At 48.8% G+C, this 26749-nt stretch carries 25 protein-coding genes and 1 pseudogene; 10 read left to right on the top strand and 16 right to left on the bottom strand.

Annotation, left to right across the window (positions count from 1 at the left end; genetic code table 11):
• Positions 1 to 81 precede the first annotated feature (81 nt).
• From ftsY to ftsX, 3 genes and pseudogenes are all read left to right on the top strand, one after another.
• Positions 82 to 1035, top strand: a pseudogene (gene ftsY / locus J0A65_RS05825) (signal recognition particle-docking protein FtsY); the annotation flags it as partial.
• Between the two features lie 2 nt (positions 1036 to 1037).
• Entirely contained in the window at positions 1038 to 1739 is a 702-nt protein-coding gene (gene ftsE, locus J0A65_RS05820) for a cell division ATP-binding protein FtsE (protein ID WP_206593185.1), read from the top strand.
• Positions 1723 to 2703, top strand: coding sequence for a permease-like cell division protein FtsX (gene ftsX / locus J0A65_RS05815; protein WP_206593184.1), 981 nt, complete (start codon positions 1723 to 1725; stop codon positions 2701 to 2703). The genes ftsE and ftsX overlap by 17 nt, the downstream gene beginning before the upstream one ends.
• A gap of 38 nt (positions 2704 to 2741) precedes the next feature.
• Here the strand turns inward: ftsX and J0A65_RS05810 are convergent, their stop codons facing one another.
• From J0A65_RS05810 to J0A65_RS05800, 3 genes are read right to left on the bottom strand one after another with little or no spacing between them, the layout of a single operon-like run.
• Positions 2742 to 4103: a sigma 54-interacting transcriptional regulator gene (locus J0A65_RS05810; RefSeq protein WP_206593183.1), complete on the bottom strand. Its 1362-nt coding sequence runs from the start codon at positions 4101 to 4103 to the stop codon at positions 2742 to 2744.
• Positions 4093 to 4656 (bottom strand): hypothetical protein, encoded by a 564-nt coding sequence (locus J0A65_RS05805; protein ID WP_206593182.1) that lies wholly within the window; start codon positions 4654 to 4656, stop codon positions 4093 to 4095. Before J0A65_RS05805 ends, J0A65_RS05810 begins: the two co-directional genes overlap by 11 nt.
• Entirely contained in the window at positions 4649 to 6082 is a 1434-nt protein-coding gene (locus J0A65_RS05800; protein WP_206593181.1) for a HAMP domain-containing sensor histidine kinase, read from the bottom strand. Before J0A65_RS05800 ends, J0A65_RS05805 begins: the two co-directional genes overlap by 8 nt.
• Positions 6083 to 6943: 861 nt before the next feature.
• Here J0A65_RS05800 and J0A65_RS05795 point away from each other — a divergent pair.
• Both J0A65_RS05795 and rpoH read left to right on the top strand, forming a co-directional pair.
• Positions 6944 to 7276, top strand: a complete 333-nt coding sequence (locus tag J0A65_RS05795) for a hypothetical protein (protein ID WP_206593180.1) — start codon at positions 6944 to 6946, stop codon at positions 7274 to 7276.
• A 116-nt stretch (positions 7277 to 7392) separates the two neighbouring features.
• Positions 7393 to 8244 carry an RNA polymerase sigma factor RpoH gene (gene rpoH, locus J0A65_RS05790; RefSeq protein ID WP_206593179.1) on the top strand — a complete coding sequence of 284 codons (852 nt, stop codon included), beginning with the start codon at positions 7393 to 7395 and terminating at the stop codon, positions 8242 to 8244.
• A gap of 36 nt (positions 8245 to 8280) precedes the next feature.
• Here rpoH and J0A65_RS05785 read toward each other — a convergent pair whose 3' ends face one another.
• Entirely contained in the window at positions 8281 to 9192 is a 912-nt protein-coding gene (locus J0A65_RS05785; protein ID WP_206593178.1) for a bifunctional GNAT family N-acetyltransferase/hotdog fold thioesterase, read from the bottom strand.
• A gap of 335 nt (positions 9193 to 9527) precedes the next feature.
• Here J0A65_RS05785 and J0A65_RS05780 point away from each other — a divergent pair, with 335 nt between their 5' ends.
• Positions 9528 to 10019: a polyamine aminopropyltransferase gene (locus J0A65_RS05780; RefSeq protein WP_206593177.1), complete on the top strand. Its 492-nt coding sequence runs from the start codon at positions 9528 to 9530 to the stop codon at positions 10017 to 10019.
• Positions 10020 to 10042: 23 nt separating this feature from the next.
• Here J0A65_RS05780 and dtd read toward each other — a convergent pair whose 3' ends face one another.
• A complete protein-coding gene (gene dtd / locus J0A65_RS05775) occupies positions 10043 to 10483 on the bottom strand; it encodes a D-aminoacyl-tRNA deacylase (RefSeq protein ID WP_206593176.1) in 441 nt (146 codons plus the stop codon).
• 104 nt (positions 10484 to 10587) lie between these two features.
• Here dtd and J0A65_RS05770 point away from each other — a divergent pair, with 104 nt between their 5' ends.
• Positions 10588 to 10812, top strand: a complete 225-nt coding sequence (locus J0A65_RS05770) for a hypothetical protein (protein WP_206593175.1) — start codon at positions 10588 to 10590, stop codon at positions 10810 to 10812.
• Entirely contained in the window at positions 10812 to 11450 is a 639-nt protein-coding gene (locus J0A65_RS05765; protein ID WP_206593174.1) for a DUF2959 domain-containing protein, read from the top strand. The genes J0A65_RS05770 and J0A65_RS05765 overlap by 1 nt, the downstream gene beginning before the upstream one ends.
• Before the next feature lie 8 nt (positions 11451 to 11458).
• Here J0A65_RS05765 and J0A65_RS05760 read toward each other — a convergent pair whose 3' ends face one another.
• The 3 genes from J0A65_RS05760 to metF form a co-directional block, all read right to left on the bottom strand.
• A complete protein-coding gene (locus J0A65_RS05760) occupies positions 11459 to 12142 on the bottom strand; it encodes a hypothetical protein (RefSeq protein ID WP_206593173.1) in 684 nt (227 codons plus the stop codon).
• 89 nt (positions 12143 to 12231) lie between these two features.
• Complete coding sequence (locus tag J0A65_RS05755; RefSeq protein ID WP_206593172.1) at positions 12232 to 13092, bottom strand: virulence factor BrkB family protein; 861 nt, start codon at positions 13090 to 13092, stop codon at positions 12232 to 12234.
• 90 nt (positions 13093 to 13182) lie between these two features.
• On the bottom strand, positions 13183 to 14067 hold the full coding sequence (metF, locus tag J0A65_RS05750; protein ID WP_206593171.1) for a methylenetetrahydrofolate reductase: 885 nt from the start codon (positions 14065 to 14067) through the stop codon (positions 13183 to 13185).
• 157 nt (positions 14068 to 14224) lie between these two features.
• On the opposite strand from metF, the gene metJ reads away from it, so the two are divergent.
• Positions 14225 to 14551, top strand: a complete 327-nt coding sequence (gene metJ, locus J0A65_RS05745) for a met regulon transcriptional regulator MetJ (RefSeq protein ID WP_206593170.1) — start codon at positions 14225 to 14227, stop codon at positions 14549 to 14551.
• A gap of 8 nt (positions 14552 to 14559) precedes the next feature.
• Here metJ and J0A65_RS05740 read toward each other — a convergent pair whose 3' ends face one another.
• The 6 genes from J0A65_RS05740 to J0A65_RS05715 form a co-directional block, all read right to left on the bottom strand.
• Positions 14560 to 15036 carry a GNAT family N-acetyltransferase gene (locus J0A65_RS05740; protein ID WP_206593169.1) on the bottom strand — a complete coding sequence of 159 codons (477 nt, stop codon included), beginning with the start codon at positions 15034 to 15036 and terminating at the stop codon, positions 14560 to 14562.
• Positions 15033 to 15497 (bottom strand): NfeD family protein, encoded by a 465-nt coding sequence (locus J0A65_RS05735; protein WP_206593168.1) that lies wholly within the window; start codon positions 15495 to 15497, stop codon positions 15033 to 15035. The genes J0A65_RS05740 and J0A65_RS05735 overlap by 4 nt, the downstream gene beginning before the upstream one ends.
• A complete protein-coding gene (locus tag J0A65_RS05730; RefSeq protein WP_206593167.1) occupies positions 15497 to 16441 on the bottom strand; it encodes an SPFH domain-containing protein in 945 nt (314 codons plus the stop codon). Before J0A65_RS05730 ends, J0A65_RS05735 begins: the two co-directional genes overlap by 1 nt.
• 167 nt (positions 16442 to 16608) lie before the next feature.
• Positions 16609 to 20529: a cobaltochelatase subunit CobN gene (gene cobN, locus J0A65_RS05725; protein ID WP_206593166.1), complete on the bottom strand. Its 3921-nt coding sequence runs from the start codon at positions 20527 to 20529 to the stop codon at positions 16609 to 16611.
• A complete protein-coding gene (locus J0A65_RS05720; protein WP_206593165.1) occupies positions 20526 to 20870 on the bottom strand; it encodes a DUF2149 domain-containing protein in 345 nt (114 codons plus the stop codon). Before J0A65_RS05720 ends, cobN begins: the two co-directional genes overlap by 4 nt.
• Positions 20870 to 21376 (bottom strand): MotA/TolQ/ExbB proton channel family protein, encoded by a 507-nt coding sequence (locus tag J0A65_RS05715; protein ID WP_232849759.1) that lies wholly within the window; start codon positions 21374 to 21376, stop codon positions 20870 to 20872. The genes J0A65_RS05720 and J0A65_RS05715 overlap by 1 nt, the downstream gene beginning before the upstream one ends.
• A 198-nt stretch (positions 21377 to 21574) precedes the next feature.
• Here J0A65_RS05715 and J0A65_RS05710 point away from each other — a divergent pair, with 198 nt between their 5' ends.
• Positions 21575 to 23758 carry a TonB-dependent hemoglobin/transferrin/lactoferrin family receptor gene (locus J0A65_RS05710; protein WP_206593163.1) on the top strand — a complete coding sequence of 728 codons (2184 nt, stop codon included), beginning with the start codon at positions 21575 to 21577 and terminating at the stop codon, positions 23756 to 23758.
• Positions 23759 to 23818: 60 nt separating this feature from the next.
• Here the strand turns inward: J0A65_RS05710 and pdsS are convergent, their stop codons facing one another.
• Both pdsS and pdsR read right to left on the bottom strand, forming a co-directional pair.
• The gene (pdsS, locus tag J0A65_RS05705) at positions 23819 to 25972 is read right to left on the bottom strand and encodes a proteobacterial dedicated sortase system histidine kinase (protein WP_206593162.1); all 2154 of its coding nucleotides are present in this window, start codon (positions 25970 to 25972) and stop codon (positions 23819 to 23821) included.
• 5 nt (positions 25973 to 25977) lie between these two features.
• Positions 25978 to 26676 carry a proteobacterial dedicated sortase system response regulator gene (gene pdsR / locus J0A65_RS05700; protein WP_206593161.1) on the bottom strand — a complete coding sequence of 233 codons (699 nt, stop codon included), beginning with the start codon at positions 26674 to 26676 and terminating at the stop codon, positions 25978 to 25980.
• Between the last annotated feature and the right edge of the window lie 73 nt (positions 26677 to 26749).

The following is a 26749-nucleotide window of genomic DNA, read 5'->3' as shown; positions in this document are numbered from 1 at the left end:
GAGCAGACTGAGCCACATCCTGAGCATGATGACTAACCAGATCGTCACCCACAGCCACACCCACCAGTAGTTCTTACACCTGAGCCTGAGCCTGAGCCTGAGCCTGCAAGCAAAACCGGTTTCTTCGCCAGACTCAAGCAAAGTTTATCCCGCACCAGCAATAATATTGGCAGCGGTATCGCCAGCCTGTTTCGCGGCAAGAAAATTGATGATGAACTGTTTGAAGAGTTGGAAACCCAACTGTTGGTGGCAGATGTGGGTATCAACACCACTGCAACCATCATTCAGCAGTTAACCGATGCAGCCAAGCGCAACCAGTTACGAGACGGCGATGCCTTATATGGTCTGCTGAAATCACAAATGGCCGGTATGCTTAAAGGAGTCAGCCAGCCTCTGGAAATCAAGTCAGGCTCCGGACCTTTTGTAATTCTGATGGTCGGCGTTAATGGCGTGGGTAAAACCACCACCATCGGCAAGTTGGCCAAACAATTCCAGCAGCAAGGTAAAAGCGTGATGCTGGCAGCCGGCGATACTTTCCGAGCCGCAGCCGTTGAACAGCTACAGACCTGGGGCGAACGCAATAAGATTCAGGTGGTGGCCCAGCATACCGGCGCAGACAGCGCGTCGGTTATCTTCGATGCTCTGCAATCGGCCAAGTCCCGCAATGTGGATGTGCTGATTGCCGATACCGCAGGTCGTTTGCAGAACAAAGATAATCTAATGGAAGAGCTAAAAAAAATCGTGCGGGTAATGAAGAAACTCGACCCTGAAGCGCCCCATGAAATTATGCTGACCCTGGATGCCGGTACCGGCCAAAACGCCATCAGCCAGGCACGTCTGTTTAATCAGGCGGTTGGCCTGACTGGCCTGTGCCTGACCAAGCTGGATGGGACTGCCAAAGGCGGAGTTATTTTTGCACTGGCAGACCAATTTTCCCTACCTATTCGCTATATTGGCGTGGGTGAAGGCATTGATGATTTGCGCCCCTTTGATGGCCCGCAATTTGTTGATGCGCTGTTTGCTGAGAAAGACTAGTTATGATCCGGTTTGAGCAGGTCAGTAAAACCTATCCGGGTGGCCAGCAAGCGCTGCGCCAGGTGAATTTCCATATTGCCCCCGGCGAGATGGCTTTTTTGACCGGCCATTCCGGCGCCGGAAAAAGCACCCTACTGAAACTTATCAGTATTATGGAGCGCCCAACTGTGGGTAGGGTGCTGATTAACGGTCATGACCTGAATACCATCCGCCGTCAGCAGATCCCTTTTATTCGTCGCGATATCGGCATGATCTTTCAAAGCCATCAACTGCTGATGGATAAGACCGTATTTGACAATGTCGCGCTGCCATTGATTATCGAAGGCTACACCCATAAAGAAGTAGGCAAGCGAGTAAGTGCCGTGCTTGAACGGGTCGGTCTGAGTGACAAAAGCCGCTGTCTGCCCATTGCCCTGTCAGGCGGTGAACAACAACGAGTAGGGATAGCGCGGGCCGTGGTCAACAAGCCGCCATTGCTGCTGGCCGACGAACCAACAGGTAACCTTGATCCCAAGTTGTCTATGGAGATCATCCGCTTGTTTGAAGATTTCAACCAAGCGGGTGTAGCCGTGCTGATTGCCACGCACGATCTGGGGTTAATTGCCCGCATGCGATATCGCACGCTGACCCTGAAAAAAGGCCAGATGATTACAGATGGGCTGACCGAAGACTGGCCGGGAGAAGATGATGAGCCTGCTATTTAAAGGCCGCAGCCAAGGCGCGGAAAGAACAGGTATTGCCCTGTCACAGCGAATTGTGATGTTTTTTGTCAGTCATGTTCGTCAGGCATTATCCAGTCTTGGTGAATTATGGCGAAACCCTGCAGCGTCCATGATGACTATCGCGGTGCTGGGATTGAGCATTACCCTGCCCAGTACCTTGTATATTCTGCTCAAGAATACCGAAAGAGTCAGCGCCGGCTGGGACCAGGCATCAGAAATAACCCTGTTTTTGCACCGTGACACCCAAGCCGGTGATATCCATCAACTGCAGACCCGGCTGGGATTGTGGCCCGAAGTTGAGAGTGTGGTACATATAGATAAAGCCAAAGCCATGGAAGAATTCCAGCAGCTATCCGGTTTTGGCGAGGCACTAAGCTACCTGGATAACAACCCCCTGCCGGATGTATTGTTGGTTACACCAACCAGCAAACACACCTCTCCCACTGCCGCTGGTCTGCTGCTGGACAAGCTACGTAAAGAGCGCGAAGTCGAAGTGGGTCAGTTGGATATTCAGTGGCTGGAGCGTCTTCACGGTCTGGTGGGGATAGCTAAAGAATTGGTAAGCGTGGTGGCCTTGTTGCTGTTTTTGGCCGTGGTGCTGATTATCGGCAACACCATCCGCTTGAATATTCTCAATAAACGCGACGAAATTCTGGTGATGAAGCTGGTTGGCGCGACCGATGCCTTTATTCAAAGACCCTTCTTATACACCGGATTTTGGTATGGTTTGCTGGGCGGCTTGTTGGCCTGGGTAACCGTCGCCCTGCTGCTCTGGTGGATGGGTGACAGTATTAGCAAAGTCACGCAGCTCTACCAAACTCAGTTCAAGGTCGACGGCTTACATGGCCAGGCCTTGTTGTTGATGTTGGGTTTATCAATTCTGCTGGGGCTGGCCGGTTCGCTGCTATCCGTGCATAAACACATTAGGGCGATCGAACCTAAATAAGTTTGGCAGTTGAGCCTCTCTCAACTGCCAATCAGACACTACTCTCTGAAAGCTTCAGGGGATAAGTGGTGTTTATCCAACAGTTTATAAAACTCGGTACGATTACGACCGGCAATGCGGGCCGCTTGGGTAACATTCCCCGTGGTAGCTTTGAGGAGATCCGCCAGATAACGGCGTTCAAATTCATCTCTGGCTCGGGCAAAGGACGGCAAGGTACTGGGCTTGTCACGCAAGGCCTTCTGCACCAGCTCGGCAGGAATCAAAGGCCCGTTACATAGCGCCACTGTCTGCTCCACCACGTTTTGCAGTTGTCTGACGTTCCCTGGCCAGGGCGCCGCGATCAACAGTTCCATAGCTTCATCGGAATAACCTGTCACTTGCTTGCGACTACGCGCAAGCACCTGGCCAAGAAAATGATTCACCAATAAGGGAATATCATCCCGCCGCTCTGACAGCGGTGGTAACTGCAGTTCCACCACATTCAAGCGGTAATAAAGGTCTTCCCGGAAGTCCCCGGCTTGAATGGCCTGTTCCAGGTCTCTGTGCGTGGCACTGATGATACGCACATCAATACTGATAGGTTGAGTTGCCCCCACCGGTCTGACTTCACGCTCCTGAATTGCACGTAGCAGCTTAACCTGGAAATTAAGCGGCATATCGCCAATCTCGTCTAAAAATAAGGTACCGCCATTGGCTGACTGAAACAGACCAACATGCTCTCGGTTGGCGCCGGTAAAGGCACCTTTAGTGTGGCCAAACAATTCTGATTCAAACAGAGATTCAGGAATCGCCGCACAGTTCACAGCCACAAAAGGTGCTTCAGCGCGCTCACTGACCAAATGAATGGCCTTGGCCAGCAGTTCTTTACCAGTACCACTTTGACTATTGATGAAGATACTGACGTCACTATCTGCCACTTGTCTGGCCTGTTGCAGCAATTCTTCCATCTTTGCACTGCGGCTGATAATGGCACTACGCCAGTTTGCATCATCGGACTGCTGACTTTCATCTGACACCATGGGGTGCAAACGTATCGCGTCAGCCGCAGCAGTGAGCAGTTGCTGGCTGTCAAATGGCTTGGTCAGATAAGAAAAGACCCCCTTTTTCGTGGCCTCAATCGCATCAGGAATTGTGCCGTGAGCGGTCAGAATAATAACCGGTAAGCCGGGGTATCTTTCTCGCACTGCGCCAAACAGGGCCATGCCATCCATGCCTTCCATACGCAGGTCGCTGATAACCAGGTTAGGGTTAAAAGTTTCCATGATGCCCAACGCCTGCTTTCCACTGTCGGCCTGCTCTACCTTATAACCTGCTCCTTGCAAACGCATACTGATGAGTTTCAGCAGTGATGGGTCATCATCCACCACCAACACTCGCTTATCTGCTAACTCATTTGCCATTGGTTTCCGCTTCCCTCTTCAGAATGTTTCGCTCAATCGCTTTCAACTGCTGCAATTGTTGTTCCAATGACTGCTTTTGTTGTTGCAACCACAGCCTGTCTCGCTGTTCTTTCTTCAATTCCACTTCCAGGCGACGATATTTCTCCTCAAGTTCAGCGTGTTTGTGTTGCCACTGAACGCTTTGCTGCAACTGATCTGATAGCAAATTTACCAAGCCCGCGTCATCCGCTGATACCTCCGACAACAAGTTCTGCAATTTCATTCGGGCCAGTTGAGGATTGCTGGCCGCTCCATCTGGCAAACTGAGCAACAAAACCAAACGCAGCGATGCTCTTGCGTCTCCATTCTCAGCCAAGTGTTGTTGATGAGCGACTTCCTTATCTAAACCTTGGCTATCCAATGCCGTGATATGTAGATAGTAGTCACCCAGATTGTCGGCATTTACCGCAGGCGATACACCGTCAGCACGCCATGTAGGCAGGCTCTCACAACCAAATAAAAAAGCAGCCGTTATAAGTAACCAAGGCAAAGGTGAACGGCGTTGATTAAGCATGAATGATTTTCTCCACCCCGCTTAGGGGTAAACTGATTTCAAAATGGCAGCCTATGCGGCTGTCTTTCAATAGAATTTGGCCATTATATTTACGCACCAGTTCCCGGGTAATGGTCAGACCTAAACCACTACCTTTGATTTTGGCATCTGCTTTTACCGCACCCTGAAAAAATGGCTCAAACACCAGATCATGCTGATCATGCGGGATACCTGGGCCTTCATCCGCTATATCCAGCTTCAGCGTCTGATCACGCAACTCGGAACAAACGGTGATCTTGCCCTCCACAGGGGAAAATTTCACGGCGTTTGACAGCAAATTATCAAGAATTACTCGTAAATGCTCGGGATGCATAGGTATTCTGTAATCTTCACGCGGTAAACTCAGCACCAATCCCTTACCTTGGATCTCCAAAGCCCGGTCTGCCAGCACACGTTCCAAACTGTGCGACAGATAGCAGCTCTGGGGTTTCAATGACGAACTATTGTCTAACACCATATTGAAGTTCAACAGATCTTCAATAAGTTGTTGCAGCCTGCTGACACTGCTACGAATAATACCTGAGACTTCCTGCTGGGATGGATTCAATGCTCCCGCAGTGCCGTCATAGAGTAGTTCTGCCCCCTCACGAATAGCCGCCAATGGAGTCTTTAATTCGTGCGATATATGCCGGATAAAGTGACTCTTTTGTTCTTCAAGTTCCAATAGCTGCACACGCATAGCTTCAAGAATCTGTGCCATTTCCTGAATCTCTTGTACCCCTTCTACAGAAACTTTTTGCTCAAAATTACCTTCTTGCAAACGGCTGATCTGAGGTTTCAATTGGTTGATTGGCCTCATGAGCAATCTGACAAACAAAAGCGCTATCACTAAAGAAGCCGGGATAACCAGTGCAGACTGTAATACAGTGGTGCGCAATTGATCAGCACTCTGTTCCAATGCACTCACTTTAGTGTCTATAGACTGGCGACTGAGACGGTATAGATCATTACCTAGTTCATTGAGGCTGTCATATTTCTGTTGCAGTAACTCTATATCAAAATTGACCAGCTGTTCGCTCAAGGCTACATGTAGTTCAGCTTCCTGGCGTAACAGCTCGCGAACACCGGCTTGTAATTCCGGATCATTGTCTAAATCACCGGTCAGAAGTAATAGTTCATTGCGAAGTTCAAGATAGCCCCGCCAAATCGCAGGATCGTTTAACACCAAGTATTGGCTTGCGCTGCGCTCCATATTGCTAAGCAATTGTCCTACTTGCCTTGTGGAATAAACCAGGCTTGATACTTGCTGTATCGCCAAGGTTCCTTGGTTAGACAGCTTGTCAATTCGTACCAATGCCATGGCCAGAGCCAGAATCAAGGGCAAGCTAACAAGTGCAAAGCCAAGTAGAGTCAAAGATTTGAGTGAGGACGGTGCGTATTTTGCCAAGAGAGAATCCTTAACTAGCAATGGGAAAGCTCTGCAATATTGTGCCTCAAATGCCCCTGAAATCTAAAAAAGTTTAACGCTAAGTATGGGTATAGAACGACACCGTCTCAATTTGGCGACAACGTGGAAAAAGCAAGAAAAAGAGCATACCCCGCTGTTTTTTATTGTTTTTATTTAGAAAACCAATTCACTTCGGTTATTCAGGTTTAGAATAGAACAACACCATGTCACCATTTGGGGACAAATTTTCACTTGAATCTCTGGTGAATTTAACTAACTACCTAAATACAGTAGGTATTTTCAATTGGCATAGTTCTGGCTAGAGAAAACTAAACAGCTGACATGCTTTAAGTCACTATAAAAATGCATCAACTTAGTTTTAATTCCTTCAGTTACTGCCCCAACTTGGTTTCGTTAAATCTTATCGCGGCATCTAAAGCTATTATTTATCTGGCATTACTAATTTCGTCTCTAGATATTTCATCCGAAAAAAAGACAGGATTTATATTCGTAAAAAAGAAATTCGGCACCTGGTAAAGCCAGCGCCCAGAACAGGTGCCACACATTCGGGACAGTCAGGTCCAGAATACTTGCAGCCATCAATCCTATAGGTGAGAATGGCTTGGCAAGCTACAGGGACAGCGAGTAGTTGCTGTTGATTGCTACTGAAATTTTTTTAAAAAATTCAGGAAAGTCGATGTATTCCCCCGGCCGGAGGCCGATAACCCGGTTATGAGTCTGGGCTTTTCATTCAGGATGGAATGAATTAGTACCAAATGCAGTTACTCCTAACGTTCGTCATTTACAACCTGAAAAATTTACCCAGGGCATGGGCCCATATGCTTTTCACAGGGGGAAAAGATGGAAAATAGCGCTAATCGCTATGTTAAAGTTGGGAACTGGATTTTCGAAGTCAAAATGGTCAGGGCCATTCGTGTAGAGGAATACGGCAAACCCTACGACGCAGTAGCACATATGACATTCAATGGTGATGAAGTCTATGTTGACAGCCAACTCAGTAGCTCCGAGCAGAATTTGGATCGCAGTGATATGGACGCTTTTCTGGATTTCGCGCAGATGATGGAAGTAAACAATTTCCGTTATGACAGATTTCAAAATGGCGAGCGACGATCCAGAAATATCCGTTTACTTGAAAAACAAGATGTACAGCCCAATATAAGGCTGGTTAAGTAACGGAACTTTGCTCGATACGCATTGTCTATTCTGAGCATTTTATCCAAGGCAGATGGGCTGGTGATCACGCATACTGAGTGCTACACTGGCTCAACTCAATTTTCGTGAGGTAAACGATGAGCTCAAATATGCGTTCTATGGCGTTAAGCGTACCTCAGACAGGCAGTCTGGAAGCCTACATGCAGGCTGTAAGCTCGATTAATATGCTTACCGCCGAGGAAGAAAGGGCTTTAGCTGAACGTCTTCACCAAGAGGGGGATCTTGAAGCAGCTCGTAAGCTGATCATGTCGCACCTTCGTTTTGTTGTACATATCGCAAAATCTTATTCAGGCTATGGCCTGCCACAAGCTGACTTAATTCAGGAAGGCAACATCGGCTTGATGAAAGCGGTTAAACGCTTTGACCCCAGTGTCGGTGTGCGCCTGGTGTCCTTTGCAGTGCATTGGATTAAAGCTGAGATCCACGAGTTTGTATTACGCAACTGGCGTATCGTTAAGGTAGCTACGACTAAGGCACAACGTAAGCTGTTCTTTAACCTGCGAAAAGCAAAGAAACGTCTCGGTTGGTTCACCCATGAAGAAGTTCAGCAAGTTGCTGACGAGCTGGGAGTAAGCACAAAAGAAGTGCTGCAGATGGAAGCTCGTATGAGCAGCCAGGATCAAGCTTTCGATTTGTCTAATGATGATGATGAAGCCGGTAATTTCGCACCAGTGCAGTATCTGGAAGATAAAAACGGCGACGTAGAATCCACCGTATTAAATGCGGACTGGGATGAATCATCAACTCAGCGTCTCTACTCTGCAATCAAGACTCTGGATGAGCGCAGCCAGCATATCATCCAATGTCGTTGGTTAACCGATGACAAGACTACGTTGCAGGACTTAGCTGATAAATATCAGGTCTCTGCTGAGCGCGTTCGTCAAATTGAAAAGAATGCGCTGAAAAAACTTCAGGCAGCGATGGCTTAGTCCAAGACTTAAAAATAAAGGCGCCTAATGGCGCCTTTATTCTTTCTCATCTGCAGGTGGCAATATCCAATAAACACCACGAAATTCAGCAACAGCGTTATGGCCATCATGGAGCTCAACCACTAACTTAAACGGCGATTTCTTGCCTTTTGCCAGCGTATCGAACTTTCCACTAACAGACTCTATATTGCACAGTGCCCTGGGCTGCATACTGACTGGTTTGTGGTAATGAATATCAGCATCCCCCAGTACAATTTCGCCATCCAGTTGTTTTTCTTTTAACTGCAAATACAACATCCCCCAGCCTGTCAGGGTAGCCAGGGAAAAAATGCTGCCCGCAAACATAGTGCCATGCAGATTGATATTTTTATTTAGAGAAGCGCGCACCTCCAGCGTTCGGCCGGTGTACTGATACAACTTGATTCCCATCTGTTCGCTGATTGGGATAGTTTCATACCATGTGTCCTGAAGCGCTTTACACCACTTAGGATGCAACATCACCGCGTTCAATTCAGTTAGTTTCTTAACCATTTGCTCGCGCTTCAACTGACCAAGTTCGGTAGTTGCTTCACCCACAACTTCAAAGCCACAGCTCTTAAAAAAGGGTGTAGATACTTCACGACTATTTGTCACTATACGCTCAATACCCTGACTGCGTGCTACGCCTTCCAACGCCGACACAACCAACTTACCCAGGCCTTTACCGTGATAATCCGGATGTACCGCTATATGTCGAATCTGTGCTTCTTCTGGCGTATTAAAATGCAAACGACCAATAGCAATCACCTCACCATCCGTGTTAGTAACCATTCGGTGTAGGCCTACTTGCTCATACTCGTCCTTTTCAGAACCCTCAGGATAGTTCCAGGGCTTGCGCAGCATCACCCAACGAAAATGGAAGTACTTGGCAAAATCTTCGTCCGTGTTAGGCGTATCAACTTTAAACATTTATCTCACCCAAAATTCTATCCGACCAACGACTTAACAAAGCGTAAACTGGGCCCTATAGTAAAGGCCTTCAACGCAAGGCTCTAGGTATCGCTCTGTTTGAACTGAATAAAGCACTAAGGCATGGCGAACTCATTTACTGGCATGAGCCAGACCTGTTCGTCTACCAAAATCAAGCGTATCGTTGGCTATGTCTGGGTGACACAGTACAGACTGTGATGGATTTGGGCAATCCCCCAGCTTTGGTATTACCACATCTACATGCAATGGCACTGGCCCTTTACTTTTACCCCCAGGCCCAGTACATCCTGGAATTGGGCTTAGGAGGAGGCGCTATGCAACGTTACCTACATAAAGCGCTACCCGATGCCAAGATACATACGCTGGAGAATAATTCCGCCGTTATTCAATCTGCCACAGACTTTTTTGGATTAAATCCGCACAAGGTCTCACAAATAGACGCCAGTAGCGGCATTAACCAATTTAAGCGAGTCGATCTTCTCTTTGTGGATCTGTTTGGTCGCCAGGACCATCCCCATTGTTTGCATCAGGCAGATTTTCTGAAAGCCTGCCTGCAAACCTTGTCTGCACAAGGTGTAATGGTGCTTAACTTATTACCCAGTTCGGCAACACACACTGAAGATTGGCTGGCGTTCTTGCATCTTCAGTGCGGCTTTGCTCCCCTTTGTTTTGCGATACCTCAGTATCAAAACAAAGTGATTCTCTGTGCGACCCGCCCACTGAAATTACCCGATATGCAGACACTAGCGGTTTACGCAAAGGACGGTTCAATCAATTTGGATTACCTTACTCTCTACAGCTTATGAGAAGAAACACTGCTGCAGGGGTTTCACGCTACTCGCAGTTGAAAAGTTACCGGTCCATCATTCACCAGGCTCACCTGCATATCGGCACCGAACTGTCCGGTCTGGCATTCAATTCCTGCAGCTTTTACCTGGCTGACAAAGTACTCATACAAAAGCTTACTTTTTTGTGGTTCGCCCGCACGGGAAAAGCTGGGTCTGTTGCCTTTTTCCGTGTCGGCCACCAAGGTAAACTGAGATACCACTAACAGTTGCCCCGCTACCTGAGACAAATTGAGGTTCATTTTGCCTTGCGCATCGCTAAAGATTCGATAATTCAACACCCGCTCACAAAGGCGCTTGGCCTTGGCTTCGTCGTCGCCCTGCTCAACTCCTAACAACAACATAGTGCCCTTACCAATCTTACCAACCGTTTTCCCTTCCACATCGACCTGAGCAGAAGAAACTCTTTGTAACAACGCAATCATCTGAATTTCCTGAATCTTCCGGGTCATCGATTGTGGCAAAGTTTGCCTACTCTGCATAATTGAATTAACTTAACTGCGTAGACAACAGCTCAATGGAGATATTCATGTCAGGACAAGGGTCCGGCGGCAATGTAATAGCCGCTATCTGTAACGTATTTTTCCCTGGTTTGGGCCAACTGGTTCAGGGACGCATTTTAGCCGCGCTCATTTTTGCCATCATCGCGTTTGGTGGATATGCCTTATGGTTCCTGGTAGTGCCGGCCATCATAGGCGCTATCGCACACCTCTGGGCGATTATTGACGCAGCAAAGTTCAAGGCAAACGAATAATGTTACGCTGGGCATCAATACTGAGCATTTGGCTGTTACTGACTGGTTGCCAATCTGCCTACTACTCTGCCATGGAGAAAGTCGGCTTTGAGAAGCGCGATATACTGGTCGACAGAGTGGAAGACGCCAAGGATGCGCAGGAAGATGCCCAACAACAATTTAGTTCGGCACTGGAACGTTTCAGTACCTTGTTGCAATTTGATGGTGGCGAATTACAAAGCGTATATGAGGATCTCAAAGACCAATATGACGCCAGCGAAGCCTCAGCCAATAAAGTCTCCACTCGCATAGACAAGGTTGAAGATGTCGCCGAAGCTTTATTTGACGAGTGGCAGGATGAGCTGGAGCAATATGAGAGTGAAAAGCTCAGACGTGACAGCACAGTTAAATTAAAAGACACCCGCCGCCGCTACCAGCAACTCATTACCTCGATGCGCCGCGCCGAGAGTAAAATGGCGCCTGTGTTAAGCGCCTTGAAAGACAATGTGTTGTACTTAAAGCATAACCTGAACGCAAGCGCCATAGGTTCACTGCAAGGTGAATTCGGCAGTATCAAGCGTGATATCAATCAGTTAATTAGTGAAATGAATCGTGCCATATCACAATCCAACGATTTCATTAAGAGTATGCAGCAATAATCAGGGCACTACTCTTCAACAACAACTCTGAGTCCATTTTGATCAGCTACGGCCAAATATGAGCGGCCGTAGTCTCGCTGACACAAGTCAATAGGGTGATTGGCCAAAAATAAAGAACCGCTGCAATGTTCGACGCTTATATGTGCAGACACAACGCCAGACTTAGCTCGACTCAACACATTCCCATCCACCGCCACATCCATATCAACGCTAGCCAATACTCTTAAGGTAATAGTGTCACTGCGATTACGGGGAGACTTTTCAAACACAGATAACTGATAGTCGTTCCCTTTCATCCAGGCGACGACCCAGGTTCGTCCACCGTCGGTTAAATTCGCGTCCAGCTTATGTTGCTTATTATTGCTGTTGTTGTCACGCACCCCAAAAGTGGTTTTATGATGATCCTTGTTCCATGCATAAAGATAACTACGATAATCGTTCTTGAGCAGATCTGCCGCTTTGTACTTTTCCTGAAACACATCGCCAATCATCACCTGAGGCTGCAGGTAAAACCTTGCGTCGTCGTTTAGCGCATTAACAAAGGTCAGGGCCGTGTCCCTGTTCTTAGGTTTGTCATCAATGGATTTATCTATCTGATCGCCACATGCCACAATTCCCAATGCCCCTAAGAGCAACAGCGTAATTTGTTCCACACCAATTTTCATAATTCCCTCTCGGTCAATAAACAGCATCTTGATATCTGACAGGGCAAGATAACAAGTTGATATTCATCTAACTGTTAGGAAGTGTGGAGAACTGTAGGGGGCTGTGCGATCTCTGCTTAAACTTGTTCATCCCCGGCGGATTGCTTGGCCAGATTTTCAACCTGAACGGTGAACTCTGCGCCCAAAAGCACCACTATCCAGGACAAATAAATCCAAACAAACAAGATCGGCACTGCAGCCAGGGCACCGTAAATCACTTGATAGGAAGGAAAACTCGCCACATACAAGGCAAAGCCCTTTTTGGACAACTCAAACAAACAGGTTGCCAAAAAAGCGCCGGCAAAGGCGTGGCGGGCACGTACTGCTCGATTGGGCACCACCATATACAAAATAAAGAAGGCCCCCATGGAGGTAATAAAGGGCACCATTTTCAACAATACCGTGGTAATGCCAGGCGTATAGTCTTCGGCGAAAGCAGCCAAACCGACCAAGTAAGAACTGATAGCCAGACCAGAACCTATCAACATAGGCCCCAAAGTCAGCACCATCCAATAAATCGCAAAAGTAAAAATCGCGCGTCTGTCGCTGCTGGTACGAAAGATATGATTGATGGTCTTATCTACATTGGAGATCAACATCAGGGCCACAACCACCAGGAACAGAATGCTAACCGCCCCCATCTGCGATGCATTACCGACAAACTCAGCCACATACTTCTGCACTACGCCACCAGCATGGGGCACAAAGTTACTGAAGATAAAGGCTTCCAAATCGCCACGGGCCGAACCAAATGCGGGGAACGCCGACAAAATAGTGAAAAACACCATAATAAAAGGCACCAGCGACAACAGAGACACATAAGCTAAATGACCGGCTGTCACTGTGATGCGGTCTTGCTGGCAACGAGCCAACATGGCGGAAGCAAAAAACTTCACCTGGCCTGCTGACAACTGTTTTAAACGCGTGAACTTGTCCATGCCCTGACTCCGGCGCTAATTCAAGTTCAAGTGTACCGCGGTCAAAAAAAAAGGACATCATCAGATGCCCTTCAATTAAGATTCTGCGCTTCAACCTGCACGCAGACCCAACATATGGCAGATGGCATAGCTCAGTTCGCAACGGTTTAGTGTATAGAAATGGAAATTACGCACACCTTCTTTGGCCAGGATACGCGTAGTATCCATGGCGATACTGGCTCCCAGCAGGTTACGGGTGGTTTGATCGTTGTCGTCCAAGCCTTCGTACATCTTGTGCAACCAGCCAGGTACATGCACATTGGTCATACCGGCAAAGCGTACTAAGGTGTTGTAGTTTGTGACCGGCAAAATGCCCGGAATTATCTCTAAATCAATACCAGCCGCCGCCGCTCTGTCCCTGAAGCGTAAGAATACCTCGGCATCAAAGAAGAACTGCGTAATAGCAGAAGTGGCTCCCGCTTCGGCCTTACGCTTAAGGTTGAGCAGGTCGAACTGGCCATTGGGCGCTTCAGGGTGAATTTCCGGATAAGCCGCCACGGCAATATCAAAGTCTGCCACCTCTTTTAGCAAAGCCACCAGGTCCGCTGCATAGAGTTCGGTTTTGTCCACGCCTTTAGGCAGATCGCCGCGTAGTGCAACAATTTTACGGATGCCAGCCTGCCAATAGTCTTGGGCAATTTGTTTTAATTCTTCACGACTGGCATCAACACAGGTCAGGTGCGGTGCTGCAGCCACGCCGGTTTCGGTTTGGATGCGTTTAACCACATCGTGCGTACGGTCACGCTCACCACTGTTCGCCCCGTAAGTCACCGACATATAAGCAGGCTTTAAAGGCGCCAGACGCTTTACGGAATGCCACAGGGTCTGTTCCATTTGCTCAGTCTTGGGCGGAAAAAATTCAAAGGACACATTGATATTGCGCAGTTCTGACAGCGAATTGTTCAGTGCATCAATGCCCTGGGCATAGGAAACCATAGTGACTCCTGGAAATCGGCTCATATATCTAGACGTTTAGACGGCCAAATCTACTTGGATTCTGCTCAGACATCAAGATGTTTGGACTTCTAGATTGACTGAATTCTGCCAGCGGTTAGAATTTTGCCATCTAACATACAATAAAACAGGCAGAAACATGGCTAAATGGAATGGCGAATATATTCACCCTTACGCCGAGCATGGAAAGAAAAGCGAGCAGGTCAAAAAGATTACCGTGTCCATTCCATTGAACGTACTGAAAGTGCTGACCGATGAACGGACCCGTCGTCAGGTGAATAACCTGCGACACGCCACCAATTCAGAATTACTCTGCGAAGCATTTCTGCACGCCTTTACCGGGCAGCCGCTGCCCAATGATGCAGACCTGCAAAAAGATAATCCGCACCGCATCCCTGCGGAGGCACGTACTATCATGGAAAAAATGGGGATAGATGTGCAGGCGGTAGAAGCTCAGGACGACTGAGTATCCTTTTAAGCGCGCCTGACCTTGGGTTGGGCCGCTTGCAGCTCTCCTGCCCTTACTCGTAACAAGTAAAAATCAGGTTCTTCGGCACTCAGGCTGAAACCGGCATTCAAATAAAACTGTAACGCCTGCTGATTACAGCGGAACACTCTCAGCGTTATCTCCTCAGCCTGATAGGCTCGCTGCAGCGATACCAACACCTGCCGTCCAATACCTTTATTGCGCCACTGAGGCGCAATTATCAGCATAGTGATATTCAACACCGCATCCGAACCGCGGCTGACCTGCGCATAGCCCAAATTAAGACGACCCGATACCAGCAGCAGATTGTCATTTTCCTGCCAGCGTTTAGCAAAATCCTCTCGCTGCCAAGTCTCATCCCATCCCCACTGGCTTTCGATATGCCCGCGCATAGCCTGCTGGTAAAGCCGCCAGAAATAACTTTTATCATCACTACCAGCCTGCGCCAGGCGAATATGCTTCATGAAGGGTCCTGCACAGGTGAGACATCCAAACGTCCCACCGCAACTTTTACAACCTGCACCGTCTGTCCTGCTTCGATGGGTTGCTGACTATGCACCTGCCAGGTAATACCAGAATAACGATATTCCATACTTTTACCCGGCTGCAACGCTTCTGGCAGTTCAAACTGATAACCAATTAAATCACTTTGCACTTGCTTGGGTTTACCTTTGCTTTGTAAGTTTTTAAGTGGCTTCCACAAGATAAGCGCTAGCAAGGCGCTAAAAATTGCCACGCTAGCCAGGGCGCTGAACATATCCTGACTCAATATGCCCATATACATCATCAATCCTGTCGCCAACGCCGCTAAGCCGACGAAAAACAGCACAAAGGTGGCAAAACCCAGCACCAACACCTCAATTGCCAATAGTGCTAAACCCAGCACCATCAAGCTTTCGGCCATATGTTCAGTGAACACTGTCATCAGGCCCCCTTGTTGCCTTTGATTCCGGTGATAATGGTCATGGCCTGGGCCACCATAGAAGCGGCATCAGTACCACTCTCCGGCAACAGCACCACAGAAGACTCTTTGGCTATAGCCTGTTTAGCAGCGATGGCCTTAGTGGCCAAATCCAACTGAATGGCCTTTTGTCCTTGCTCGGTGTTGGCGGCTTCACCCACCAGGCGCAGGGCTTCGGCCTGGGCTTCAGCCACCGCCAGAATGGCTTTGGCCTCACCTTCAGCGCGCAGCACTTGCTCGGATTTTTCTGCTTCAGCGGCCAGCACCACAGAGGCCTTTTCACCTTCAGCACGGTTGATAGCAGCCTGCCGGTCACCTTCTGACTCAAGAATCTGTGCCCGCTTGACCCGCTCGGCCTTCATTTGTGCTTCCATGGCTTCCATTACCGAGTGCGGCGGTACGATATCTTTGATTTCGTAGCGCATCACCTGGATCCCCCAAGGGCCAGACGCTTCATTGATGGCAGAAACGATATTGGTGTTCAACTGGTCGCGCTCTTCAAAGGTCTTATCGAGCTCCATTTTTCCCAGCTCAGAACGCATGGTGGTTTGAGCAAGCTGGGTCACGGCAAAGATATAGTCATCCACGCCATAGGTCGCCTTGTAGGGATCCAGCACCCGGAAATACAGCACCCCATCCACTTTGAGAGAAATATTGTCCTTGGTGATCGCGCTTTGCTCTGGGACATCCACCGCCTGCTCTTTCAATGAGCGGTCGGCGGCAATACGGTCGATAAAAGGCACGATAAAATTCAGTCCGGCCTCGCGAGTAGACTGATATTTACCAAAGCGTTCAATTAGATAAGCGCGATTTTGCGGTACGAAGATGATGGAGGATTTTAGCACCACCACCACAAAAATAAGCAAAAACGTTTCGATGCGCAGTACGTACTCAAATAACAATTCCATCCGTCACTCCCGTGATGTCCCCTGTAGTTAGCCTACGATATGTCAGTGACGGACAACTGACAATATTTAACCTATTAATTATGCAGGCAAAAGAGACCAGCCGCCGACAAGTCCAGGGGGGAAAACCTGCCGACGTGCTGTGTTTACTCTATACCGATGAGAATAACTCAACCTACAGCAGCTAACCGTCTTGGTTGACGTTGCAGGTAAGGGCTGACCATACCTAATAAAAATATCGTTCCGATCAGATACCATGCTCGGTAGTCAGGTTCAACAGTTGAATCTTTCTGTACTTCTTTAAGTTCCTGCCCTTGCACTTGCTTAGCCCCTATCGCTTCGTTTGCCGCCGACGGGGCACTGACAAGTGGGGCCAAACCAAAGCCAGCCGCTTGCCGTGCAACGAAGTCCTTAAACTTCTGATTGTTCGTAAACACATCGTAGCGGCTAGCCAGATCCTGGTACTCCTCCAGCATTCGCTTCAGGGTTTGCGCGTCCGCCTGCCAATAACCTTTGCGCACTGCTTCCAGCATACGTTCCAACATTTGTGCCAACGCATCAGCATTGTGTTTTTCGAAAAAGGCTTTCATATCAAGTTGGTACTTATCATCCACATAGACATCGAAAAACTCCTGCCATTGGTCGTCTCTCACCGCCTCAGGCGTCATGACCTCCCATCCCCACATATTGTTCATTCTGTCCAGGATAGCTGTAGCCCCAGCATACCCAGCCTCCTGCATGGCACCAATCCAGCGAGGATGGAAATAGCGGCTGCGCATCTCCTGATTAAGAAAATCCGTCATAGTCTGACTCTTTACATCGTCTACACGGCGCAAGTTCGACACGTACATTTCCGGCGTCTGACCATCCAGGTGGCGCACGGCCAATCCAACACCACCAAAATATTGGAACGGGTCATCATTAGTCATAAGGGCATAAAGATTGGTTGAACGAGAAAAAATCACAGCATCGGTGCCAGATAATACCTTTGCGTATAACTGTGCATCTTCTACATTTTCACTCCATCGCGTTTCATCTTTGCCAAAAGCAAAGCCCATACGACGCAAGTAAGTCTGCGCCATATCCGAGTCATCTTCCCAGGTATCGGATGCCAATGCCTTACCCGCCAAGCCTGTGCCGTAAGCTCCCGATTGATTGGAGAAAATCCTCACCGAAGACAAATAGTCGGCATCTTCATCCGTCTTGCCACTTGCCAATAGTTGTGTTTTCAACGCACTGGTGTGCTTATATACAAAGTTATTTTCTTCTTTCAGTTTAGCGATTTTATCTATGGCGTCGGCCAGCCACAGCATCACGTTGGGAAATGCATCACGATACAACCCGGTTGCCGACACCACCACATCAATACGGGGACGCTTTAGTTCGCTGTAGGGAATGATCTCGGTGTCGGTCATCTGCCCCTGTGCATTCCACACGGGCTTCACTCCTAGCGCATAGAGAATCTGCGCTTCCAGCGCGCCCTGATGGCGCATGGTTTCCAAAGACCATAGGGAAAATGCCAGCTTTTGCGGATAACGTCCGTGTTTCGCTACATAATCCGCGATTGTCTGCTTCATAACCGCCACCCCTGCCTGGTAGGCTTCCGGCGAAGGCACCTTGGACGGATTAAAACCAATCAGATTTCGCCCTGTTGGCGCGGCTTGCGGATTACGGATGGGGTCTCCACCATGAGAAACGGGAATGTACTGTCCGCTTAATGCCTTAAGTAAATTCTGCACTTCCGCAATTTGCTGAAAGTTGTCCCAGTGCTCGCGAGCTTCGTTAAGTTTGGTTGTTAGTGACGCTGTCAGATTAGGTGTGGGCTGACCGGTAATAAAAGCATGCAGCAGTTGAAATCCGTCAATAGCTTCTAATGCCAGCACAGCGTTTTTGTCCAGTCGCAACGCAGCCGGCAAGGTTAATCCCTGCTGCTGCTCATACTCCGCCGCCTGTTGCATGAAAGATTCACCAAGTATTTGCAATATTGTGCTGTACAAGTGTGCATCCTGTGGCAGCAATCCAAAGGTGTGCACACCCAGCGGCTGACTTTGTTCACTGAGGGCGGTGAGATGGTCCTGTATTCGGCTGAGGTATTCTTCAAAGCTCCCCGCCAATTGCTGTTTGGTGAGCGCCAGGTCAGCGAGAATATTAAGTTCATCTGCCAATTGGATGATTTTATCCCGGGTATTATCCCGCGTTTGGCCCTGATCCAACATCAGATGGTTGTTAATCAGTTCATTAAGTTTGGCCACGTCTGCATATAAACCAGCCTTAGCAAAACCCGGAGTCAAATGGCTTAGCATAGTCGCCCGTCCTCGACGCTTTGCCTGCATTGCTTCGCCAACGTTATCGATAATGTAGGGATAAAATACCGGCAGATTACCAATAGCAAGATTAGGTGCATCAAACACTGACAAGCCACGTTCCTTACCCATCAGCCATTCCTGCGAACCATGGGTACCGAGATGGATCAGCGCGTTGGCTCCAAATACCTGACGAGCATAGAGATAAATTGCCAGATAACTATGGTTAATAGGTGTTTTGGTACTGTGGTAAGACGCTGCATGCTCCTTTGCCGTTTCTCCTCGCACCCCTTGAGGTAAGACGATTAGATTACCCAGTTGCATACGCGGAATAACAAAGTGTGGCTGACCATTATGTACAGTAAGCATATGACTGTCTTGGGCGTCACCCCAGCGTTCAACAATCGGAGCACGCACCGATTCTGGCAGGCGATTAAACCACGCCAGGTAAGTTTGCAATGGCAAATAGTCAGCCAGGCCTTTCTCCACCAGACCCTCAGTATCTTCATTACGGTAATATGGCCGCAATAATTGACCTGCCGCATCGATCAATTGCTGAGCGGCTGGCGTGTCCACCTGATACCCCTGTTCATGCATGGCGCGGGCTATTTCTGCGATAGACGCGGGCACATCTAAAAAGGCCGCTCCAATGTTCTTTTCACCCGGGGGATAATTCCAGATAAAGGTAGCGACCTTTTTATCAGCATTATTGATATGTTTCAGATTGGCATGGTTGAAGGCGCGTTCCACCAGCGCATTCATCTGCGCCTGCATGACCACTTTGCGACCATCTTTACTGGCCGCAATAATTTGCGGATCAGCACTACCGGTATCTTCCGGCATGACCAGAAAGAAGGGCGTCAATCCGGGAGAAATACCGGCATGGTCGGCAGAAAATGCCGCTTCGTCCCCTTCGGTGTAATTCAGCGCGTGCAAAACAGGTACACCGAGCAGCTCGAACTCCTTACGGCGTTTTTCAACATAATGCAGTGAGCGGTAGTTGATCAACAAATCCGCACGGGTATTTCCCTGTTCATCCTGCAATAACTCAGTGTAATTCAGGGCTTGATCTTCCCCCTCAAAGAAAAAGCCAAAGGCTCTCCCACCTTTGCTTTCAATCCCCCGAATCATGGCATCAACAATCTGCTGCTGCTCGTAATCCACCACTGAACGATGTATTGCAATCCCCACCAGAGGCAGGTTTTTATCTAGATTAAGTGAAGCGAAAAAACGTTGTTCATCATCACTCACCTGATGGGGGAAATCCGGGTGATAAAGACCTACATCAGGTATCGACACCGGCGCTGCCGGTAGTTCTGTGGTCAACCCAAAAATCTGCGAGCTCAGGTACAGCATCAGGTTACGATAGTTACCGCGTCCGGCATTGTTGAAATACTGCGTCACCATGCTTTGCTGTTCGGCATTTAATCCTTGGTTCATTGCCGTATTTTGTGGGTCGCCAAGACTCACCACAGGAACATCTGGAAACTGGCTGAACATCGGTTGATATTTGCCAAACATAAATCCGGACAGTGCAGGATTGATACCATCAAGCAGAATCAGGTCCGCGCGTCCCCACTCTTCAGCGATTTGCGCATCACTTTTACCTTTCGCATTAAAACGTTCGAGCTTGAATGGCTGGTCTGCTGCCAGGGATTCGAGTAAGTCCCCTTTTGCTTTTGCAGCATGACCTGACATCATCAACAGCACCTTTTTCTGGTGTGTGGACTCCTCGGCCTGCACAGCAAAGGCCAACAAACAAAAGAAAACAACAAGCCATCGGATCATGGTTTCCCCCCCGAACCAGACACTGGCGTATCCTTATCCTCAGGCACATAGACAAAACTGCCATCCGCCATCTTGTAAGCAACTCCAGCTCGCATGCCTTCCCCCGAGCCGATTTCGCCACTGGCTTTGTACTGTTTAATCTCTTTCCCCTGCTTTACGATCATTTGCATGTTTTCCTGACCAGGATTTTTTATCACTGTCACATCCTCGGTTGAGAAAACACTAAGAGGATTCTGCGCAATAGAAATAAGCAGCGCCGCAATGATCACCAGGAATACATCCACCAGGTTAACCGCGCTAATGATGGGATTCAGTTCTTCATCTTCGTTGAGAAACTTCATTAGGCCTCCGGCTTAAGCTTGCGGATGTTTATCAGTTCAGATGCAAACCAGCGTTTCTTTACCGAGGCAGGCCAAAAGGTCAACGTCGCTATCACTAATCCCCAGATAACTGCTGCAAAAGCGATGATGAGATTCTCGCTTATCCCTTGGATATTGCCGTCCGCCAGGGATTGTAGTGCCGGGCCCATCGGGATCATGGTGGCAATCAGCCCCAGCATGGGCGAGACGCGGGTAACAATGCGCAGATTCTCTAGTTTTTTCAGTGCGTAAACTTCCAGTTCATCTTCAGAGGCACGGGGGTTGGTTACAAAATAGTTGTGAATCGGATAGCCAGAAAGCCAACCGGCTTGTTTGTTTTCGATTTGCCGCATGTACCGAATGGCGTTTTTCTTTCGCACTGAATAAAGCGAGACAAATCGCCCCAACGCAAATATTGCGTAAACAAACAGGGCGATGATTACCAGCAATACCGGCGTCATTAGCATGGCGGAAATGTCTGCCATCATGGATTCAATGTGTTGAATATTCATAAAGTTACTGCTCATAGGAAGGTGGTCAAATTACATACAGCGGGATTCTAGCAAAGACCGGCAAATCTAACAATACGAATACAAGTGAGAATAATTCTTATCTGTATTGACATATAATTATTTGCTACTTAACATGCCCCGCATCCCGTACCTGCAAATATAAGGAACCTTATGATGTTCAAGCCAGCCATGCTTGCGTTCTCAGTCAGCAGCGCACTATTCGCTTCCCTCCATGTATATGCTGAGGAGCAAGTCGGCGAATCCGTCAGTGAACACGAAGTGATCGTGGTCAGCGGCAACCGCATAGCCAAGCCATTGAAAGACGTGGCAGGAACCATCAATGTGGTCACTGCGGACGACATTGAGAGTTTGAGCATCAACGACATGAATCAGTTGTTTAACTATGAACCGGGTGTTTCCGTAACCGGGCGTTCAGGCGGTGCACAAAACGTGATCGTACGCGGTATGGGAGGGGATCGGGTGCTGATGATTAAAGACGGCATGCGAATGAATGAAGGGTATGGTGCCAATGGTCTGAACGACGTTGTTGGCCGGGGGTTCATCGACACTGACACCCTTAAGCAGGTAGAAGTAGCCAAAGGAGCGGCTTCCTCCCTCTATGGGTCAGATGCCTTGGGTGGCATTGTGGTGTTTACCACCAAAGATGCCAGTGACTATCTTGAAGACGGCGAGCAAATCGCCGGACGCACTAAACTAAGCTACAGTGATTTAACCAACCAATTTAGCCAAGCAGGCACACTGGCGCTGCGCTATGCAGACACCGAGCACTTACTCAATGCCAGTTTTCGGCAGGGCGAAGAGGAACAAAACTACCAAGGTAGTGCAACACCTTTTGATATCGATAGTCGCAGTTTGCTGTACAAGGGAAAGCTCCATCTCTCCGATACCGACACCCTGAGTTTGTTGGTTGATTTGTGGCAGCAAGACACACTGGGTGACAGTGCTGATGGCCTGCTGACCTATTTTCGCGGCTTGGGTCAATACGGCTATCAGATAGTGCATGAGAACAACGAGGGAGAAAAGGAAGCCCAGTCATTCAAACTCAACTATCACTCCGATGCACAACGTACTTGGCATGACTACCTGGATATTAATCTCTACAGAAATAAGAGTAGTCAAGCAGATACCGAATATGGTCGATTGGATATCGATGCCCCCATGTTTGGCGTGAAGGAAGTCCGAGACATGTGGCAAACGGCGCTGTTTGAGCAAGACACATGGGGTCTATTGTCAAACGCCAGCAAAAAACTGAATACCGCCCACACCTTAGGCTTTGGCTTAGATATTGAACAAACCGAAAGCCTTCGCTCTGTGCATGAGCTGCGTATCGCTGACGGCACCACCACCCGCGATCTCAGCACCAGTAAGTTTCCGACTAACGATACAAGGCGCTACGGTGTTTTTATCAACGATGAAATACGTCTGCTTGACGACCGTATAACAGTGACGCCGGGCGTTCGTTTTGACAGCTACAAAATGGATCCTAACGGCGCCCAAAAGCAAGATGGCACCGAATTCTCTGTCATTGAAGAACAGCATTTTTCGTTCAATCTGGGCGCGCTCTACAGCATCAATCCTTTGCTCAATTTGTATGCTCAGTACGGGCAGGGATTTAAAGTACCGGCCTACGACCTGGCTTATATTGAACACTATCTGCAACCGACCTCCACCTATGCTTACGAAATAGTGCCCAGCGACAAAGACTTGGCACCAGAACAAAGTGACACTTATGAGTTTGGTCTACGTGGACACATTGGCGAACTGGCCATTAGTGGTGCTATTTTCTATAGCCAATATGACAACTTCCTGTCGACTGTGCTGCTAAGCAGCGAAACCATGCTCGACAGTAATGGCGATTTCTCACACATTTTTGAGAGATACCAGTACCAAAACCTTGAATCTGTCACCATAAAAGGCGCTGAACTTAGTATAAACTGGTACATCAATGATGCATGGACTCTGCAAGGAAATGCGGCCTATCAGGATGGCAAAGATGATGAAAGTGATGACTACCTGCATTCCATTTCCCCCCTTTCTGGTCTGCTGGGATTGAGCTATCAAGGGCAAGCGCTAAGTTCTCATTTAGTGCTCAACTGGGCCAAGGCCATGACGAAAGTCAATGAGGGCAATGCCGGTTCAAGTGGTTATGGCGTGCTGGACTGGCTGGTCAGCTACAGGGTCACGGATAACTTACGTTTTAACCTGGCAGCCAATAACTTGCTTGATAAAGAATATAACCGCTACAGCAGTATTGCCGGACGCGCTGAGGGTAGCGATCTGAGTCCATTGGCCGAGGCTGGCCGAAACTACACGGCGAGTGTAAGTTTCAGCTTCTGAGGTGATCATCTGTTCAGGCCTGGCGACAGCCAGCGCCTGAGTTTTTCAGCGAAAGCAACCTCATACCAAAGGTATGCTTACTTTGACGGTGACCCCATCACGCTGTGGATTGTCGGTTAACTCAATATTGCCCTGATGAAATTCAGTGATGAGCCTGGCAATGTAAAGCCCTAACCCCAGATGCGGTTGTCCTGGCTGCCCGGATCTAACCGACACCATAGAGTCGAACAATCTGCCCTGCATTTCGGTGGGCAATAAAGGCCCTTTGTTACTGATATCCAGCACCGCCTTGCGTCCCTGGCGCTGCAATCTGATCATGATAGGCGTACCACGGGTGGCAAATTCCACCGCATTAGCCACCAGCTTATCCAGCAGCTGCGCAAAGAGTTCCGGCGCTCCATCCACCTTAAGTTGGCGGTCTGCCATAGTTAATTGAAGCTGCGCGTCAGGATAAGCCAGTTGGTAACCCTGCACGCAGCCTTCCAGCACCTCATCAAGCAGGTAGTCATGTCGCTCTACGGATTGCAGACTTTGCTCCAGGCGGGTGGCTTCGCTCATATTGGTCAGAATCAGCGACAATCTGTTCAAGCCTTCCTGCGCCCGCTGCAGATACACAGAGTCGGCCAGTTTCTCCTCTTCCATCTGCAGGGTCTCCAATGACGAGCGCACCACCGCCACAGGCGTACGTAACTCATGAGACAAACGTGAAGACATGCTTTCCAAATAGTGATGGTATTGGCCCAGGCGCTGCACCATATCCGCCACGGTACGCGACAAATCGCCTATTTCATCCTGAACGTCGGAGGCTTTTAGTTGGCTGCGAATGCGCCCTTGCTCATCAATGGCTTGGTCGGCCTGGTCGCGCAGGCGACGGATGCGGCTGGATATTCTCGATGCGAGCAAAAACAGTCCGAGGGTGCCAAGCAGCATCACTGCCAACATCAGGGTGAAAAGTTTTTCCAGCGCCAGGTTGCGTAAACTGCGGATACCGTTGGTTGTCTCTTCGGCAATCACCGCGCCCATCACCATATCATCAATATATACCGGGTAAGCGGCTGCCAGTACCACGGCTTTGCTATCCGGCGTTAACCGCCAGCTGGATCCAGCTTTACCTTCCAGTGCCTGTTCAATATGGCTACCCTGCAGGTTCGCCACATCATAAAGCTCATCGATAAAATCGCTGGGGGGACGGGTCAAAATCTTGTAATACAAAGGGTAAAGCCAACGCTCGGCCGCCTTACCCCACCAGCTGTCGTCCCTGGCGGCAGCAGGTCGGCTCCAGATACCGTCTGAGTTTTTAATATCACCGGATTTAGCCAACACCCGCTGATGCTGATCCACCACCCAAATACGTGAATTGGTATGCCCTAATCCTTTAATAATCTGTTCAATCTCAGGCGAAGGCACCAATACCGTACCCAATTTATCTTCTTCCCATACATTGGAGGTGCCAATAGTCGCTACGGGCTGGCCGCCTGGCTCATCCACGTCGGTAATGGCAAAACTTAGCTTACTGCCCAATAACTCTAGGGGAATACGCAGTTCAATGTTATAGCCCTGCTCAGTTTCCAGCCAAGCGCCCTGAATTCGGGTTTCAGGTCTGAGTGCCTTGTTGGTTTGCCCGACTTCCACACTCATTTCATAGGGGGTTAACCAACCAGGTTTATTTGTCGCAATCAGATAACGGCGAAAGTCTCCGGCTGGGGTGGTAAAGGCAATTTGCAAATAGTCGTTATTGTCAACACTCAGACTGTTAGCCGAGCGGTAAATCACCACATCATCTGACACTTCAAAGTAGGCATACAAGTACTGTCGGTACTTGCCAATCATGTGTTTAAAACTGAGCGTGGTTGGCTGATAGGCATTGCTTTGAGAAATCACATAGTCCTGGCCATATTGCAAAGCGTGCTGCTGCTGACGCCAGTCAGACAAATCGCCGTCCAGACGAATAGGGTCAATGATGGGATAAGCATAGAGATCCCTACCTTTTTCAACGCTCAGGTAACTGGCCTGAGCATCAAATAGCTTGGGTCGCTCGTGCAAGGCGGTGGCCACCGCTCGCACTGTGCCCAGCAAAGTCCGCTCCTGTCCAGCGCGCAGGTACTTCTCCATTTCCCACACATATTCGTAACCCAGCCAGGGAATGCTGAACAAAAAACCGGACAACAGCAACAGCTTAAAGCGCAGACCAAAGAAATGAAACTTGCGTGACACTCCTATCAATCCTTATCGCTGGTCCAGCGATAGCCCATGCCATAAACGGTATCAATACAATCAAAGGCAGCATCCATCTGCACAAATTTCTTACGAATACGCTTGATATGCGAGGTGATGGTACTGTCATCTACCACAACACGGGCGTCCTGCATCAAATGTTGGCGGCTTTTTACGTGGCCGGCAAAACGCGCCAGTGCATGCACCATCCAGAATTCCGTCACGGTTAGGTCTACAGCGATATCCTTCCAGCGAGCTTGCATACGGTTGAGATCCAGACTCAGGCTGCCACATTGCACTAGCTGTTGTTTGTCATCTGGCTGACTCAGCGCTTCCATACGTCGGAACAGCGCCGATATGCGCGCCGTCATATGCGGCATACTGATGTCTTTGGTCAGGTAATCATCGGCGCCCATGCGCAAACCGGATACCGTATCTAGATCGGAATCACGCGCGGTCAAAAAGATAATCGGCAAGGTAGGCGACATGCCGCGCAGCGACTGACATAGCAAAAATCCACCATCAATTTCGTCTTCCAGGCCAATATCAATAATGGCCAAATCCGGTAAACGCTGCTCAAAGCCACCCATGGCCTCGCGGCGATTGGAATAGGTGGCAACCTGATACCCCTGGCGTCTCAATACTGCCGCGTAGTTCTCACGGATAGCAGCTTCATCTTCAACAATGGCAATTCTTCTACTCATAACTATGACGACAATCCTCTTGCATGTGCCGGACTATACCTTAACTGCTCGGGGAAACTAGCAGGCCATAGCA

Origin of the sequence: Bowmanella yangjiangensis (assembly GCF_017255015.1) — a bacterium.
Lineage (GTDB): Bacteria > Pseudomonadota > Gammaproteobacteria > Enterobacterales > Alteromonadaceae > Bowmanella > Bowmanella yangjiangensis.
The sequence above is the reverse complement of the archived record's forward strand: the minus strand, read 5'-3'. Positions and strand labels throughout refer to the sequence as shown.

Bases quoted from the DNA above. Each gene is read 5' to 3' on its own strand.
- ftsE (WP_206593185.1), top strand. From the start codon at position 1,038: ATGATCCGGTTTGAGCAGGTCAGTAAAACCTATCCGGGTGGCCAGCAA.
- ftsX (WP_206593184.1), top strand. From the start codon at position 1,723: ATGAGCCTGCTATTTAAAGGCCGCAGCCAAGGCGCGGAAAGAACAGGT.
- J0A65_RS05810 (WP_206593183.1), bottom strand. From the start codon at position 4,103: ATGGCAAATGAGTTAGCAGATAAGCGAGTGTTGGTGGTGGATGATGAC.
- J0A65_RS05805 (WP_206593182.1), bottom strand. From the start codon at position 4,656: ATGCTTAATCAACGCCGTTCACCTTTGCCTTGGTTACTTATAACGGCT.
- J0A65_RS05795 (WP_206593180.1), top strand. From the start codon at position 6,944: ATGGAAAATAGCGCTAATCGCTATGTTAAAGTTGGGAACTGGATTTTC.
- rpoH (WP_206593179.1), top strand. From the start codon at position 7,393: ATGAGCTCAAATATGCGTTCTATGGCGTTAAGCGTACCTCAGACAGGC.
- J0A65_RS05785 (WP_206593178.1), bottom strand. From the start codon at position 9,192: ATGTTTAAAGTTGATACGCCTAACACGGACGAAGATTTTGCCAAGTAC.
- J0A65_RS05780 (WP_206593177.1), top strand. From the start codon at position 9,528: ATGCAACGTTACCTACATAAAGCGCTACCCGATGCCAAGATACATACG.
- dtd (WP_206593176.1), bottom strand. From the start codon at position 10,483: ATGATTGCGTTGTTACAAAGAGTTTCTTCTGCTCAGGTCGATGTGGAA.
- J0A65_RS05770 (WP_206593175.1), top strand. From the start codon at position 10,588: ATGTCAGGACAAGGGTCCGGCGGCAATGTAATAGCCGCTATCTGTAAC.
- J0A65_RS05765 (WP_206593174.1), top strand. From the start codon at position 10,812: ATGTTACGCTGGGCATCAATACTGAGCATTTGGCTGTTACTGACTGGT.
- J0A65_RS05760 (WP_206593173.1), bottom strand. From the start codon at position 12,142: ATGCTGTTTATTGACCGAGAGGGAATTATGAAAATTGGTGTGGAACAA.
- J0A65_RS05755 (WP_206593172.1), bottom strand. From the start codon at position 13,092: ATGGACAAGTTCACGCGTTTAAAACAGTTGTCAGCAGGCCAGGTGAAG.
- metF (WP_206593171.1), bottom strand. From the start codon at position 14,067: ATGGTTTCCTATGCCCAGGGCATTGATGCACTGAACAATTCGCTGTCA.
- metJ (WP_206593170.1), top strand. From the start codon at position 14,225: ATGGCTAAATGGAATGGCGAATATATTCACCCTTACGCCGAGCATGGA.
- J0A65_RS05740 (WP_206593169.1), bottom strand. From the start codon at position 15,036: ATGAAGCATATTCGCCTGGCGCAGGCTGGTAGTGATGATAAAAGTTAT.
- J0A65_RS05735 (WP_206593168.1), bottom strand. From the start codon at position 15,497: ATGACAGTGTTCACTGAACATATGGCCGAAAGCTTGATGGTGCTGGGT.
- J0A65_RS05730 (WP_206593167.1), bottom strand. From the start codon at position 16,441: ATGGAATTGTTATTTGAGTACGTACTGCGCATCGAAACGTTTTTGCTT.
- cobN (WP_206593166.1), bottom strand. From the start codon at position 20,529: ATGATCCGATGGCTTGTTGTTTTCTTTTGTTTGTTGGCCTTTGCTGTG.
- J0A65_RS05720 (WP_206593165.1), bottom strand. From the start codon at position 20,870: ATGAAGTTTCTCAACGAAGATGAAGAACTGAATCCCATCATTAGCGCG.
- J0A65_RS05715 (WP_232849759.1), bottom strand. From the start codon at position 21,376: ATGATGGCAGACATTTCCGCCATGCTAATGACGCCGGTATTGCTGGTA.
- J0A65_RS05710 (WP_206593163.1), top strand. From the start codon at position 21,575: ATGTTCAAGCCAGCCATGCTTGCGTTCTCAGTCAGCAGCGCACTATTC.
- pdsR (WP_206593161.1), bottom strand. From the start codon at position 26,676: ATGAGTAGAAGAATTGCCATTGTTGAAGATGAAGCTGCTATCCGTGAG.